Raw genomic sequence first — 14,820 nt, 5'->3', positions numbered from 1 at the left:
ATGCAGTTCCTGAACGGCATTACCCTTCTGCTTGTCTACCAGTTGATAGGGGAGATTACAGTTCGCTTGCTCGGTGTTCCCATCCCCGGGCCCGTACTTGGCATGGTGATGCTGTTCGTAACTTTGATGATACGGGGCAAGGCGCCGGAGTCTGTCGATCAGGCGTCCACGGCCTTGCTCAGTCATCTCTCGCTTCTTTTCGTTCCGGCGGGCGTGGGCATGATGGCGCATTTTGGCCGCATCGCCGACGAGTGGGTCCCCATAACCCTGGCGCTGCTGTTAAGTACCGTGATAACCATGGTCGCCACCGCGCTGATCATGCAGGTGACCACCCGCTGGTTTGCAAAGCCGCTGGCCGAAAAGGAGGGCGGCGATGAATGAGCCGGGTCTGAAAGACATCTGGGTCTACCTTTCGACGTCCCCGCTCCTCGGACTGACCATTACCCTGGTGGCCTATGGTCTGGCCTACCGGCTGTACCTGAAAACCAACTCCAATCCGCTGGCCAATCCGGTGGTCACATCGGTGGCCATGCTCATCATCCTGTTGCTGGCCACCGGCACCTCCTACAGTGACTATTTTGAAGGCGGTCAGTTCGTTCACTTTCTGCTGGGACCGGCGACGGTGGCGTTGGCCGTTCCCCTGTATCAGCAGTTTTCCAGGCTTCGACAACTCTGGTTGCCGGTAACGATTTCGCTCTTCTGCGGCGTTGTCATCGCCGCCGGCAGCTCCATTGGCCTGGCTCGGCTTCTGGGTGGGTCCCCGGAGATCCAGATGTCCCTGGCGCCGAAATCGGCAACGGCACCGGTGGCCATGGGGATTTCCGAAAAAATCGGCGGGCTTCCGTCGCTGACTGCTGTATTGGTGGTCATCACGGGTATTACGGGCGCCGTTCTGGGCACCAAGTTGTTTGAATGGATCCGGGTTCGCGATGACACCGCCAAGGGCATTGCCATGGGCGTTGCGGCCCACGGTATCGGGACCGCCCGGGCATTTCAGGTAAGTTCGCAGATGGGCGCTTTTTCCGGGCTTGCGATGGCGCTTTCCGCCTTCGCTACCGCCTTGCTCGTGCCCTGGCTGGTCGATCTGCTTGAAGCCTGGATCCCCGCCTGAGCCGGCTCTTCCGATGGATTCAATGGGATAACTCCATTTCCCCATCGCTGGCGTACCCGTTATCAAGAGAAACCTTGATAAGCGAACCCTGAGGAGGCCCCTTGAGCAGGAATAACTACCTGGCAGTGCTTGTTCTGTCACCGGTGTGGATGTCGAGCTCGCTTCCGGCGATTGCACAGTCGTCATTGGACAACGATGAGGAGCTGGTGCTTCAAGTAACGTCACCAAGACTGGTTCGGGATCTGTACGAAACGCCCGCGGCAGTCTCGGTCATCAACGCACCCGATATCCGTGAGGGTCAGCAGCGTCTGCAACTGGATGAATCCCTCAATACCGTTCCGGGCCTGTTTTTTCAGAACCGCTACAACTTCGCCCAGAATCTCAGATTGTCTACTCGCGGATTTGGTGCCAGAGCACCCTTCGGTATTCGGGGTATCCGGATTCAGGTGGATGGTATCCCCTACACGCTGCCCGATGGCCAGTCCCAGATCGATGCCATTGATCTGGATTCCGCCCAGCGAATCGAGGTCATTCGGGGGCCTGCCTCCGTTCAGTATGGGAATGCCGCGGGCGGTGTGATTGATATTTCCACTGCGTTGGGTGATGAGCTGCCCCAGGGCGGTCGGCTGCGGCTCGATGGCGGCAGTGACGACTATCGCAAGGCCGCGATACAGGGAAATGGCGTTGATGGTGATACCAGCGGCATAGCAACGCTTTCCTGGCTGACCTTTGATGGCCACCGGGAGCAGAGCAAGGCAGAGAAAGCACTGTTCAACGCCCGTGTGGCACGGGATCTGGATTCTGGACGGCGGATAACCGCCACATTCAACGCGCTGCATAACCCCAAATCCGAAGATCCGGGTGGGCTCACCCTGGCCCAGGCCGAAGAAGATCCGGAGCAGGCCACCGCATTGGCCAAGAGGCTGGACAGCAGCCAGACCGTGAACCAGCAGACCCTGGGTGTAAGATTTGAAGACTCGGGCGTCCTTCCCGGCCAACTCACCCTCGATACCTTCTACACTCACCGGGATTTCGCACAGCAGTTGCCGTTTCCCGGAAGCAGCCGCATAGCCTACGACCGGCACTTTTACGGCATCAGTTCCCAGTATCAGCAGGAATCGACGCTGGCCGGATTGCCTCTGGTGTGGGTAACCGGCCTGGATGTTCACCATCAGTCCGACGACCGGCGCCGCTATTCGGTGTCTATCGATGGCGATATCACCGGCCAGACCCAGGCGGAAAACCAGAGTGCTACCAATGTGGCGGTGTTTGGCCAGGGCGACCTGGCGCTGAGCGACGCACTCAACGTCTCCCTTGGCGTGCGGTTCGACCGGTTGCGTCTGGCCATTGACGACGACTGGCTGCAAGACGGTAACGATGATTCGGGCAACCGGACTTTCCGGGAATACAGCGGCGTTGCCGGTATCAGCTACAAGCTGGCACCGGCGCACCAGGTATACGCCACCCTCGGTACGACGTTCGAGTCACCCACCTTTACCGAGTTTGCCAATCCGAATGGCGGCGGCTTCAATCCCGAGCTGGAGCCGCAGCAGGCATTGAATCGCGAGATGGGTATGCGCGGCATGCTTGGCCGTGGCCTCAGCTATGACATGGCCCTGTTCTCCATCCGGGTGGAGGACGAGATCCTGCCCTTTAACGTGGGCGATCAGACCTTCTACGAAAACGCCGGCGAAACCCGTCGCAATGGTTTTGAACTGGGTCTGGCCTGGGACCTTTCGTACGCCTGGCGGGTAACCAGCGCGCTGACCCTGGCGGATTACGAGCTAAGGGACTTTGTGGATGAGCAGGGCAACGACGCCAGCGGCAACGCTATTCCAGGTCTGCCGGAGCAACTCTGGGTGAGCGAGCTGGAGTGGCGCGGTGCAGCCGGTCGTTTCGCGGCTCTGGAGTGGCAGTATGTGGGCGAGTTCTACGCCGAAAACAGCAACCAGACCCTGGTGAGTGACTATTGGCTGGTCGGTATGCGTGCCGGCGATTCAGTACGGATGGCGGATCAGGCCCTGAACCTGTATGCCGGGATCCGCAATCTGCTGGATCAGGACTACTTCAGTAACGTGCGGATAAATGCCAATGCGAACCGCCCTGTGGAAGACCGGGGCTATTTCGAACCCGCCCCGGGAAGAACTTTTTATGCGGGCCTGGAATGGGTATTCTGAGGGGCGATAACAACACAAACAGTAGGGATTTTTAATTCATGCAAACCAAGTTCCTTCTCGAAGAAAGCCAGATGCCGAAATACTGGTACAACCTGCAGGCGGACCTCCCCGAGCCGCTGCCGGCCGTCTTGCATCCGGGTACCCAGCAGCCGGTGGGCCCATCGGATCTGGAACCGTTGTTTCCGATGGCGCTGATCGAACAGGAAGTGACCACCGAACGGGAAATAGAGATTCCTGAGCCGGTGCGTGATGTCTACAACCTATGGCGTCCGGCGCCGCTTTATCGGGCCCATCGCCTCGAGAAGGCCCTCGGCACGCCGGCAAAGATTTTCTACAAATACGAAGGCGTGAGCCCGGCCGGCAGCCACAAGCCGAACACCGCGATTCCGCAGGCCTTCTACAACCGCGAAGCGGGCATCCGCACCCTCACCACCGAAACCGGTGCAGGGCAGTGGGGCACATCGCTGTCCTTTGCCGGCTCTCTGTTCGATATCGACGTTACGGTGTTCCAGGTTAGGGTTTCCTACAACCAGAAGCCCTATCGCCGAGCGGTCATGGAAACCTACGGCGCCAAATGTGTGGCTTCGCCCTCGGAGCTGACCGAGTTTGGCCGCAAGGTGCTGGCAGAGACTCCGGACCACAATGGTAGTCTGGGCATCGCCATCTCCGAAGCGGTGGAACTGGCGGTCAAGGACCCGAACACCAAGTATGCCCTGGGCTCGGTTCTCAACCATGTGTTGCTTCACCAGAGCATCATCGGCCTGGAAGCCATGCAGCAGATGGAAATGGCGAACTGCTGGCCCGATGTGATTGTGGGTTGTACTGGCGGTGGTTCCAACTTTGCCGGAATTGCTTTCCCGTTTATGGGGCACGCCCTGAGAGGCGGCGAGAAATCCCGGATTGTGGCGGTAGAGCCCTCGGCCTGTCCCACGCTGACCCGGGGCAAGTACGCCTACGATTACGGTGATACTGCCCACATGACCCCGCTGACCAAGATGCATACCCTGGGCTCCGGCTTTACACCGCCGGGCTTCCACGCCGGCGGTCTGCGGTACCACGGTATGGCACCCCTGGTTTCACATGCCAAGGAGCTGGGGCTGTTTGATGCGGTGTCCTACACTCAGCGGGAGTGCTTCGAGGCCGGCGTTCTGTTTGCGAGGAACGAAGGTATCGTGCCGGCTCCGGAGGCCAACCATGCGGTCAAGGGTGCCATTGACGAAGCCCTGCGCTGCAAGCGGGAAGGCAAGGATGAGGTGATCCTGTTCAACCTCTGCGGTCATGGCCATTTTGATATGGCAGCCTACACCTCCTACTTCGCCGGTGAACTGAGCGACCACGAGTACGACGAACAGGAACTGGCCATGGCCCTGTCCGGGCTGCCCTCGGTCAACGCCTGATCAGTCGTCTTTCGCCCGCTGTTTGAAAATCGTACCCCCGCCGCCGGCATCCAGTTGTCGGATGGCGGTGGGTGCGCCCTCGTCATCCAGTCGCACGTCTCCGATGCCCGCGCCGTTCCACAGTCGCTCGCCGGCCTCGCGGCCCTCGGGTAGCCTGGGGGAAATCCACATGCGCCGTCTCTTGGTGAACCAGTTAAGGGGCGACCAGGGTGCGAACAGCCAGCGATTGAGCCGGTCCAGCCATTCCAGCAGGGCGTTGGGGAATTCGTTCTTGATGCCGCTACTGGTGATCTGCCAGACGCGGGGACCGTTCTGTTTGTGGCGCACCCTCACATCGTAGGCAAACGAATAGTGAACATCGCCTGAGAGAATCACGAAGTGTCTGGGCGTTCGGGGGTGGCCGAAGATATTCAGTAGCACACTGGCCGCGCCCCGATGCGCCATCCAGTTTTCAGCATCCACCAACAGCGGCTTGCCAAAGAAGGTAAACACCCGCTGGATCATCTCGATGAGCTTTACCCCGAACATTGGCGCCGGCGAAACCACCACGACGGCATCCTCGCCCATGATTTCGTGTTGAAAATCGGTCAGTGATTCCCAGTCCATCAGTCCGGAGGGGTGACTGCGCCGGATTTCGCTCCGCCAGCGATGGGTGCGGGTGTCCAGCACCACCAGTCTGGGTGATGTTGGCAGGCTGAAGTGCCAGTGTTGAAAGTGGAACAGCTGGTCGATCAGATCATCCTGAATGGCCGTATCCAGCTCGTGTTGCCCGTTGCTGGACTCGAACAGCCTCTGACACTGTTCGATCAGTTGGCCGAAATTGCCAGGCTGGTTGCCCCAGCCCTGGCACAAAAGATAGCCCAGCAGGGCATTGCCAATAATGCGCCGGGAAAAGGGGTGTTCGTAAGCGGTGGTTTCCCAGAGCGCGGAGAGATTCCAGTCGTCCGTCACGTCATGATCGTCAAAGATCATATAGACGGGCACGTTGGCCATGGCCCGCGCTGCCTGCGGAAGGCTCTTGCGGAACTCGTTGATGGCGGCCTGTTCTTTCCGATAGCGCGCCAGCTCGTCCGGGTCATCGACCGGTTCAGCACTGGTCACACACGCCCAGGGTTCCGGGGACCAGACCAGCAGATACATGGCCATCACCTCGGCAAAGGAAATCAGGTGATTGCCCGCATTGGCCGTGGTGAACACCGGTTTGCGGACGCCACCGAAGAAGCGCTCGGTCAGGTCTTCATTGAATTCGGATTCCGGCAGCAGTTCATCCCGGTGGTAATAGGCATTCGCCACCGAAGTCAGTTCCTTGCTGTGCGAAAGCGAGGCGCCTTCCAGTACCTCCTGGTAAAGGCCCAGTTGGTGAATGACACACTGGATGGCATGTAACATCGGGCCGGCCACATCATCGGCGTAAACCTGGTCGCCGGTCATAAGTAGCAGAGACGGAACGTCCTCAAGCTTCTGTGCCTTCTGCAGTTCTTCATCCACTCGAACCAGCCCATCAGGAGAGGGGTGGTGGGGTCTTCGGCAAGAGCCGTGGAGTATTCGGTCCAGCCTGGATTTCAGGGTAAAGCCTGGCCTCTCCCGGCCCTCGGGGCAGAGATGTGGAGCCCACGTCCGGATCCACTGGCAAGCCTCTGAGCCTTCGGCGGTGAGCCCCAGGTCGTATTCCAGCCGGGTGTCCTTTGGGAGAGTAGCCTCAGGCGTAATGGTCAGCAGGTTCAGCCAGGCTCGGGTACCAATTCTGAGTCGTGAAAACTCTGAATCGGCTAACGGACGATCCAGCAGGAGCTCTGTGCCTTTGAATACCTGAATTGCGAACTCTGACTGTTCGCTGGTTACCAGCCACAGAACAATAGAGTCCGGCGCGGAATGACGTAAAATTGGGCCGGCCAGTACCGGCCCGAATTTGCCATCTGGCTCCAGATTCAGTCCTCCTCAAGTTCTCTTGGCGGGCAGTGGTGGTCTTCCACAACCGTGCCATCGTCCACGCTCTCGAGGTGCACATCAAAGCCCCACAACCGGTGCACGTGCCGCAGGACTTCATCAGTTTCCTTGCCCAGGGGGACGCGGTCCACGGGAATATGGCGCAGGGTCAGTGAGCGATCGCCGCGCACATCCACATTCCATACCTGGATGTTGGGTTCGCGATAGCTGAGGTTGTACTGGCGCGCCAGTTTCTCTCGCAGGTCCCGGTAGCCGGGGTCATCGTGGATGGCGGTTACCCGGTACACGTCTTCCTGGTCATCATTCTGGATTGCGAAAAGTTTCAGATCCCGCATTACCTTGGGGGAGAGGAACTGCTGGATGAAGCTCTCGTCCTTGAAGTTCTTCATCGCAAAATGAAGGGTTTCCAGCCAGTCGCTGCCGGCGATGTCCGGGAACCACTCACGGTCTTCGTCTGTCGGGTTCTCGCAGATCCTGCGCAGATCCGTAAAGATGGAGAATCCCAGGGTGTATGGGTTAATGCCCGAATACCACGGGCTGTTGAATGGCGGCTGGTACACCACCGCCGAGTGGCTCTGGAGAAACTCGAGCATGAAGCCGTCGGTCACCAGCCCCTTGTCGTACATGCGATGCAGCAGGGTGTAGTGCCAGAAGGTGGCCCAGCCTTCATTCATGACCTGGGTCTGGCGCTGGGGATAGAAGTACTGCCCAAGCTTCCGCACGATGCGGATGATTTCCCGTTGCCAGGTTTCCAGCAGGGGCGAGTTCTTCTCGATGAAGTAGAGAATGTTTTCCTGGGGCTCTTCTGGATAGCGTTTGCGACGCCTTACCGGGTCATCGTCCTCGTCAAGCTTCGGTATTGTCCGCCAGAGATCGTTGATGCGCCTCTGCTGGTATTCTTCCCGCTCTTTCTGGCGCCGCACTTCTTCCGACGCCGATATCGGGGCTGGCCGCTTGTAGCGGTCTACCCCATAGTTCATGAGGGCGTGGCAGGAATCCAGGATCTCCTCCACGGCGTCCACGCCATAGCGCTCCTCGCACTCCGCCACGTAATGACGGGCAAACACCAGGTAATCGATGATCGCGCTGGCGTCGGTCCAGGTGCGGAACAGGTAGTTACCCTTGAAGAAGGAGTTGTGGCCATAAGAGGCATGGGCAATAACCAGCGCCTGCATCGGCAGGGTGTTTTCCTCCATCAGGTAGGCGATGCAGGGATTGGAGTTGATCACGATCTCGTAGGCCAGGCCCATCTGGCCGCGCTGATAGCCCTTGGATGTGCTGAGAAACTGTTTGCCGAAGGACCAGTGATGGTAGCCAACCGGCATGCCCACGGAGCTGTAGGCGTCCATCATCTGCTCGGCGCTGATCACCTCGATTTGGTTCGGGTAGGTGTCCAGGCCGAACTCGGCGGCGCACTTGGCAATCTCGTCATCGTATTCCTGGATCAGCTCGAAGGTCCACTCAGAGCCCGTGGAGATCGGCTCCCGGGCCCTGGGCTGATCGCTTTCGGGCGGATTGGGTCGGTCCATGAGGTTAGTCATGCGGCTTTCCTCTCGAACAGCTGGCGGAATACCGGGTAAATTTCACCGGGGTCGGCGATCTGCTGCAGGGCAAAGCTCTGGGGGAATTGCTCCTGGATCTTCTCGTATTCATACCAGAGCATCTGATGGTCCTGCGGCGTGATTTCCACATAGGCAAAGTACTGCACCAGTGGCAGGATATTGTCGGCCAGGATCTTGCCGCACACCGGCGAGTCATCGTTCCAGTTATCACCGTCGGACGCCTGCGCTGCGTAGATGTTCCATTCAGCCGGGGAATAACGGGACTCAATAATCTTGTGCATCAGCTTGAGGGCGCTGGAGACAATCGTGCCCCCGGTTTCCCGCGAATAGAAGAACTCTTCCTCGTCCACTTCCTTGGCGCTGGTGTGGTGCCGGATGAAGACCACTTCGATCTTCTTGTAGTTCTTCTTGAGGAACAGGTACAGCAGGATGAAAAACCGCTTGGCGATGTCCTTGTGCATCTGGGTCATGGATCCGGATACATCCATCAGGCAAAACATCACGGCGCTGGTGGCCGGCTGCGGTTTTTTCAGGTGCTGGCGATAGCGCAGGTCGATTTCATCAATGAAGGGAATGCGGCGAACGTTTGCTTTCAGTCGCGCGATTTCCTCCTCGAGTACCTGGATCTGATCCTCATGGCTGAACGCCGGGTCCAGATCCTCTGGCGCCGATTTCAGCGCTTCAAGCTGCTTTTCCAGATCCCGGATCTTCTTCTTGCGCGCCCCTCCAAGGCCCAGCCTGCGCGCGTGGGCCCCGCGCAATGAGCGTACTACATCCAGCTTGGCCGGCACCCCATCGGTGCTGAAGCCAGAGCGGACATATTTGAACGCTTCGGTATCCTTGAGTTTCTTGCGGGCCAGGTTCGGCAGTTCGAGATCGTCGAACAGAAAATCCAGGAATTCTTCCTGGGTAATCTGGAAAGCGAACTCATCCATGCCTTCGCCGTCCGGGCTGGCCTGCCCCTGCCCGGAGCCCTGGCCCCCACCACCATCGGGCTTGGGAATGGTGTCACCGGCCACAAACTCCTGGTTGCCCGGATGCACCATCTCCCGCTTGCCGCCCTGGCCATGGTGAAAGATGGGTTCTTCAATGTCGCGAGACGGAATACTGACTTTCTCGCCCCGCTCTATATCGGTGATCGAGCGTTTCTGAACAGCATCCGACACCGCACGTTTGATGTGGTGTCGGTAACGGCGCAGGAACCGTTCACGGTTCACTGCGCTCTTGTTCTTACCGTTCAGTCGCCGGTCGACTATGTGGGTCATTCCCATGGCGTTACTCCAGCTCAGTGAATGGTCACTGACTTAGTGAGACTTGCGAACCCGCAGGTACCATTCAGCCAACAGCCGCACCTGCTTCTCCGTGTAGCCTCGGTCGACCATACGCTCGACGAACTGCTTGTGCTTGTTCTGATCTTCCTGACTCGCTTTCGGGTTGAAAGAAATCACAGGCAACAGATCCTCGGTGTTCGAGAACATTTTCTTCTCGATCACGGCGCGCAGTTTCTCGTAGCTGAGCCAGGACGGATTCTTGCCACCGTTGTTCGCCCGGGCCCGCAGGACGAAGTTGACCACTTCGTTGCGGAAATCCTTCGGGTTGGAAATGCCCGCCGGTTTCTCGATTTTTTCCAGCTCTTCGTTGATTGAGGAGCGGTCGAGGATCTCGCCGGTATCCGGATCCCGGTATTCCTGATCCTGAATCCAGAAATCGGCATAGGTGACATAACGGTCGAACAGGTTCTGGCCGTATTCGCTGTAGCTCTCGAGGTATGCGGTCTGGATTTCCTTGCCGATAAACTGCACATAGTGCGGTGCCAGGAATTCCTTGATGAACCGGAGATACTTCTCGTGAGTTTCAGCAGGGAACTGCTCCTGTTCGATCTGTTTTTCAAGAACGTAGAGCAGATGCACCGGGTTGGCGGCCACTTCAGTGGTGTCGAAATTGAACACCTTGGACAGGATCTTGAAGGCGAAACGTGTGGAGAGCCCATCCATACCTTCCATCACGCCGGCGGCGTCACGGTACTCCTGGATCGATTTGGCTTTCGGGTCCGTGTCCTTGATGTTCTGGCCGTCATAAACCCGCATCTTGGAGAAGATGCTGGAGTTTTCCGGCTCCTTGATGCGCGACAGCACGGAGAACTGGGCCAGCATATCCAAAGTGTCGGGCGCGCAGGGAGCACCTTCCAGGGAGCTGTTGCTCAGCAGTTTCTTGTAGATCTCGATTTCTTCCGTAACCCGAACACAGTAGGGCACCTTGACGATATAGACCCGGTCAAGGAACGCCTCGTTGTGTTTGTTGTTGCGGAAGGTCTGCCACTCTGATTCGTTGGAGTGGGCCAGGATCACGCCATCAAAGGGCACCGAGCCCATGCCTTCGGTGGTGTTGTAGTTGCCTTCCTGGGTCGCGGTCAGCAACGGATGCAGGACCTTGATGGGAGCCTTGAACATCTCCACGAACTCCATCAGGCCCTGGTTGGCCTTACACAGGCCACCGCTGAAGCTGTACGCATCCGGATCATCCTGGGAGAAATCCTCCAGCATGCGGATGTTGACCTTGCCCACGAGGGCGGAAATGTCCTGGTTGTTGTCGTCCCCGGGTTCGGTTTTGGAGACAGCGACCTGGTCGAGTACCGACGGATACATTTTCACAACGCGGAACTGGCTGATGTCGCCGCCGAATTCGTGCAGCCGTTTAACGGCCCAGGGCGACATGATGTTTTTCAGGTAGCGAGCGGGGATGCCGTATTCTTCTTCCAGAATCTGGGCGTCTTCGGCCGGATCGAACAGGCCAAGTGGAGATTCGTTCACTGGCGAGCCCTTGATGGCGTAGAAGGGCACTTTTTGCATCAGTGACTTGAGCTTTTCCGCGAGGGAGGATTTACCACCGCCCACGGGACCAAGCAGGTAAAGAATCTGTTTCTTTTCTTCCAGGCCCTGGGCAGCATGGCGGAAGAAGGAGACGATGTTTTCTACGGCGTCTTCCATGCCATAGAACTCGGAAAACTCGGGGTACCGCTTGATGACCTTGTTGGAAAATATCCTTGAAAGCCTCGGATCTTTCGAGGTGTCGACGAACTCTGGCTCGCCGATGGCAATTAACATTCTCTCAGCGGCCGTGGCGTAGGCCGTTGGGTCCTTTTTGCAGATCTCCAGGTATTCCTCAAGACTGTATTCTTCTTCCTGAGTACTCTCATACCGGTCTTTGAAGTGCTGCAGTATGCTCATAGATCGCCCTCGCTCGCTGTATCTTCAGCTTTCAGTTCACGCAATTTCCCCGTTGCAGTCAGTTCCGCCCGTCCGGGCGGTTTAGTTAGTTATGGGTGGAAGGAATGGATACTTACAAGCCTGTGCACGATCTTGTCGAGGTCGGCTTGCTTACTTTGAGCTTAGTTCACGGTTCGGGAGTTGGACAGTGTGTGAGTGGTTAAGGTTCATTAAATTATGTTAGGCGGGTGTGTTGGTTTTGTAGCCTTCTGGCGGAGGGGGCTGGAGTGCACCGGGTGGCTTTCTGACAACGAATTGGCAACTCGCTTCGCTCAGACATCAAATTCGTTGTCAGAAAGCCACCCGATACACTCCGATCAGGCCTCCGGGGGGATGCCCCGGGAAGCTAGAGTTTGGTTAAACGGAAGACGCTTTCAGATGCGTTTTCCAGGCCTTTTCTCTTTGTAAACGGATGATCCTTGGCCAGGGTATTGGTCAGGATGTGCTCGATTTTATAGTCGTCCTGGTAAAGTTCCCGCACTTCCTCGTCACTGACGTTGAACGGCGGGCCCTTGATTTCGGTGTCGTAGTCCAGGGTGATGAGCAGGATTCTGGTGCCGTCGGGGATTATGGCGGTAAGGTGGTTTACGTAGTCTCTGCGCATGTGGGGCGGCAGGGCGATCAGGGCGGCCCGGTCGTAGACCAGTCGAACGTGTTTGAGGTCTTCCGGAACCAGTTGGAAGAAGTCGCCGCACCAGAGCTGCAGGTTGTCGTGTTTGAAGGTTATGAAGGGTTCGCCGGGGTGAACTTTGGCTTTCTCGCCGGCTTCTTCGAAGAAGTCCTTGCAGGCCAGTTCGCTCAGCTCTACACCGATGATCGGATGGCCGCGGTCGTGGAGCCACCACATGTCGTGGGCTTTGCCGCAGAGGGGCACGAAAACGGCGTCGGTGCCTTTGCCAGCCAGTTCCGGCCAATGGTCGTGGAGATACTGGTTAACCGTGCCCTCGTGGAAACCGATTTCTTTTTTGGCCCAGCGTTCGTGCCAGAATTCATGTTCCATGGTTCATACCCTGTTCGTGCTTGGACATGTTGAGTTTTGGACGTTTAACCAAGTCTACCCTAATCTGTGGCCATCTGGATTCAGGAGAAAAGTATGAAAGCTGTGTTTCTTGATGCCAAAACTCTTGGCGACGATGTGGATCTCTCGCCCATCGAGTCGGTGACCGGCGGGTTGGAAAAGTATGATCGGACCACGCCGGATCAGATCCTGGAACGCATCCGGGGGTTCGATACCGTGCTGGTCAATAAAGTAGTGCTCACCCGTGAGCATTTCGAGGCCTGCCCCGAACTCAAGACCATCGCCGTGGTGGCGACCGGATTGAATAACATCGATCAGGCGGCGGCGAAGGATCACGGCATCAAGGTCATGAACGTGACCAACTACGGCCGCTCAACGGTGGCGCAGCACACCATGGCGTTGATGCTGGCACTGGCCACTCGGCTTCTGGATTACACCCGCGATGTCCAGGCAGGGCGATGGGGCAAAAGTGACATGTTCTGCCTGATGGATCATCCGATCATGGAACTGGAGGGGCGCACTCTTGGTATTGTCGGTTACGGTGATCTGGGGCAGGGCGTGGCGGAGCGGGCTGCGGCCTTTGGTATGAAGGTTCTTCTTGGAGCTCGGCCCGGGCAGGAACCGGGTGTGGTCGATGGCTATTCGCGAATTCCACTGGACGAATTGCTACCCCAGGCAGACGTGCTCTCGCTGCACTGCCTGCTGACCGACGAGACCCGGGATCTGATCGGTGCCCGCGAACTGAAAATGATGAAGCCCGACTCGTTGCTCATCAACACCAGCCGCGGAGGCCTGGTAAACGAACAGGCGCTTGCGGACGCGCTGCGCGCCGGTGAGATCGGCGGTGCCGGTTTCGATGTGTTGACCGAGGAACCGCCCCGCAACGGCAACCCTTTGCTGGCGGACGATATTCCCAATCTGATTATGACCCCGCACTCGGCCTGGGCCAGTCGGGAAGCGCGGCAGAGGATCGTCGGCATCACCGCTGTCAATCTGAAATCTGTGCTGTAACAGGAAAGCCCCGGAAGATCCGGGGCTTTGCAGACTGGCCTTGGGAGATCAGTATTTCCAGCCCACGCTCACCGAGGCACCCAGCTGGTACATTTCCAGATCAATGGTCTGGTTCGGTGCCAGTGGGTTGGGTCCGGTCACTGTCTTGGCCGGGGAGTAAAAGGCCATGCCAGAGACATCGAGGTTTTCGGTGAAGCTGTGGGTGAATCCGCCAGTCAAGTGCCACTCCTGAACGCCCGGCGCCAGGATGTTGAACAGCACATCTTCGTCGGAGATAGGATTCTCTCCATAGCTGACGCCGGCCCGCCAGGCATGCGCCGGTGTTTGCTGCCACTGCCAACCCAGCTTGACGATGGTCATGTCGTCCCAGCCAAAGCCTGCGCCGTTATCATCGCCAAGCTGTGCGGTCTGCAGATTGGGCAGCAGCGGGTTGCCCACGCTGTTGATCTCGCTGTAACGGATGTGTTGGATATCCAGCAGGAACCAGTGGTTTTCAAGTCCGGACCAGGCGATGCCCGCGTTGAACATCTGGCGAATGTCGAAGTCGCCCTGTTCCGCAAAAAGGCCGCGGTATTTGTCGAATTCGTTCATCTTCAGAATGTTGCGCCAGCTCAGGCCGCCGCGGAGGGTGTCGGTGATTTCACCTTGCCAGCCGATCTGGTAACCGTAGCCCCAGGCATCGTCGGTGCCGTTGTTGGAAAGCGCGCCCGGGTCTGATGAGAATGGCGCGAAGCTCTGCAGGCCTTCAGCTTCGAAGCGCTGGTAGGCAATGACTGGTGAAATGCCGAAGGCCTGGTTGTCGGAGAACTCCCAGGACCAGGTCGGGGCAATAAAAAGCTGTTCGAGGTTTACGCCGGTACGGCCTGCATAGAAAGGCCCGCCACTTTCACCAGAGTAGTCGGTGTTCATGCCACGATTGGCATACACTGAAACCCCGAAACGTGTGGTGTCGGAAAGTTCCCGATTAAAGCCCAGGTGGGGGATAACGAAACCGTTGCGGCTGCTTTTGTATGTGCCCGGCTGCAATGAGAACGCAGGGGGAGGAGAGACTGGACCCTCTACGGTGTATTCCCGCCGGGGCGAAAAAACTTCGAACCCACCGTCAATCCGGTTCCCGACAAAAGCCATACCGGCCGGGTTGGTTGCCGCTGCAATGCTGTCCTGGGACAGCGCAGTGCCTGCGCCGGCCATGCCTTTGCTGATGGTGCCGTAGCCGTGACTGAAATAGCCGTTGGTGGCCAGGGCAGTCATCGGTGAGAAGGCGGTAAGTGCAGCAACGCCCAGAGCAAGTTTGATTCGCATAAGAAAATACCTGGTCAGAAAATACCATT

At 57.9% G+C, this 14,820-nt stretch carries 11 protein-coding genes; 5 read left to right on the top strand and 6 right to left on the bottom strand.

Translation table 11 applies throughout. The features are described from left to right. The 4 genes from ACGK9W_RS12725 (at position 1) to ACGK9W_RS12710 (ending at position 4,685) form a co-directional block, all read left to right on the top strand. Entirely contained in the window at positions 1-381 is a 381-nt protein-coding gene (locus ACGK9W_RS12725) for a CidA/LrgA family protein (protein WP_008175358.1), read from the top strand. Next, positions 374-1,111, top strand: a complete 738-nt coding sequence (locus ACGK9W_RS12720) for an LrgB family protein (protein WP_008175357.1) — start codon at positions 374-376, stop codon at positions 1,109-1,111. The genes ACGK9W_RS12725 and ACGK9W_RS12720 overlap by 8 nt, the downstream gene beginning before the upstream one ends. Before the next feature lie 101 nt (positions 1,112-1,212). Then, the gene (locus ACGK9W_RS12715; RefSeq protein WP_288366583.1) at positions 1,213-3,288 is read left to right on the top strand and encodes a TonB-dependent receptor; all 2,076 of its coding nucleotides are present in this window, start codon (positions 1,213-1,215) and stop codon (positions 3,286-3,288) included. Positions 3,289-3,326: 38 nt separating this feature from the next. Then, entirely contained in the window at positions 3,327-4,685 is a 1,359-nt protein-coding gene (locus ACGK9W_RS12710) for a TrpB-like pyridoxal phosphate-dependent enzyme (protein ID WP_008175355.1), read from the top strand. Here ACGK9W_RS12710 and ACGK9W_RS12705 read toward each other — a convergent pair whose 3' ends face one another. The 5 genes from ACGK9W_RS12705 to tmpT all read right to left on the bottom strand — a co-directional run bounded on the left by ACGK9W_RS12705 (position 4,686) and on the right by tmpT (position 12,460). After that, entirely contained in the window at positions 4,686-6,173 is a 1,488-nt protein-coding gene (locus ACGK9W_RS12705; RefSeq protein ID WP_338354518.1) for an alkaline phosphatase D family protein, read from the bottom strand. A 440-nt stretch (positions 6,174-6,613) separates the two neighbouring features. Further along, complete coding sequence (locus ACGK9W_RS12700; protein WP_338354517.1) at positions 6,614-8,173, bottom strand: SpoVR family protein; 1,560 nt, start codon at positions 8,171-8,173, stop codon at positions 6,614-6,616. After that, positions 8,170-9,459, bottom strand: a complete 1,290-nt coding sequence (locus ACGK9W_RS12695) for a YeaH/YhbH family protein (RefSeq protein WP_206748289.1) — start codon at positions 9,457-9,459, stop codon at positions 8,170-8,172. The genes ACGK9W_RS12700 and ACGK9W_RS12695 overlap by 4 nt, the downstream gene beginning before the upstream one ends. 39 nt (positions 9,460-9,498) lie before the next feature. Then, positions 9,499-11,421, bottom strand: coding sequence for a PrkA family serine protein kinase (locus ACGK9W_RS12690; RefSeq protein ID WP_008175348.1), 1,923 nt, complete (start codon positions 11,419-11,421; stop codon positions 9,499-9,501). Between the two features lie 385 nt (positions 11,422-11,806). After that, on the bottom strand, positions 11,807-12,460 hold the full coding sequence (gene tmpT, locus ACGK9W_RS12685; protein ID WP_008175346.1) for a thiopurine S-methyltransferase: 654 nt from the start codon (positions 12,458-12,460) through the stop codon (positions 11,807-11,809). Positions 12,461-12,553: 93 nt separating this feature from the next. Between tmpT and ACGK9W_RS12680 the strand changes: the two genes are divergently transcribed. Then, the gene (locus ACGK9W_RS12680) at positions 12,554-13,489 is read left to right on the top strand and encodes a D-2-hydroxyacid dehydrogenase (RefSeq protein ID WP_008175345.1); all 936 of its coding nucleotides are present in this window, start codon (positions 12,554-12,556) and stop codon (positions 13,487-13,489) included. A 48-nt stretch (positions 13,490-13,537) separates the two neighbouring features. Here the strand turns inward: ACGK9W_RS12680 and ACGK9W_RS12675 are convergent, their stop codons facing one another. After that, on the bottom strand, positions 13,538-14,791 hold the full coding sequence (locus ACGK9W_RS12675) for an OmpP1/FadL family transporter (RefSeq protein ID WP_405417059.1): 1,254 nt from the start codon (positions 14,789-14,791) through the stop codon (positions 13,538-13,540). Between the last annotated feature and the right edge of the window lie 29 nt (positions 14,792-14,820).

This window comes from Marinobacter flavimaris, from assembly GCF_045057155.1.
Taxonomy (GTDB): Bacteria; Pseudomonadota; Gammaproteobacteria; order Pseudomonadales; family Oleiphilaceae; genus Marinobacter; species Marinobacter manganoxydans.
The sequence above is the reverse complement of the archived record's forward strand: the minus strand, read 5'-3'. Positions and strand labels throughout refer to the sequence as shown.

Coding starts and splice junctions, on each gene's coding strand:
- ACGK9W_RS12725 (WP_008175358.1), top strand. CDS start 1: ATGCAGTTCCTGAACGGCATTACCCTTCTGCTTGTCTACCAGTTGATA.
- ACGK9W_RS12700 (WP_338354517.1), bottom strand. CDS start 8,173: ATGACTAACCTCATGGACCGACCCAATCCGCCCGAAAGCGATCAGCCC.
- ACGK9W_RS12675 (WP_405417059.1), bottom strand. CDS start 14,791: ATGCGAATCAAACTTGCTCTGGGCGTTGCTGCACTTACCGCCTTCTCA.
- ACGK9W_RS12720 (WP_008175357.1), top strand. CDS start 374: ATGAATGAGCCGGGTCTGAAAGACATCTGGGTCTACCTTTCGACGTCC.
- ACGK9W_RS12695 (WP_206748289.1), bottom strand. CDS start 9,459: ATGACCCACATAGTCGACCGGCGACTGAACGGTAAGAACAAGAGCGCA.
- ACGK9W_RS12710 (WP_008175355.1), top strand. CDS start 3,327: ATGCAAACCAAGTTCCTTCTCGAAGAAAGCCAGATGCCGAAATACTGG.
- ACGK9W_RS12680 (WP_008175345.1), top strand. CDS start 12,554: ATGAAAGCTGTGTTTCTTGATGCCAAAACTCTTGGCGACGATGTGGAT.
- ACGK9W_RS12690 (WP_008175348.1), bottom strand. CDS start 11,421: ATGAGCATACTGCAGCACTTCAAAGACCGGTATGAGAGTACTCAGGAA.
- tmpT (WP_008175346.1), bottom strand. CDS start 12,460: ATGGAACATGAATTCTGGCACGAACGCTGGGCCAAAAAAGAAATCGGT.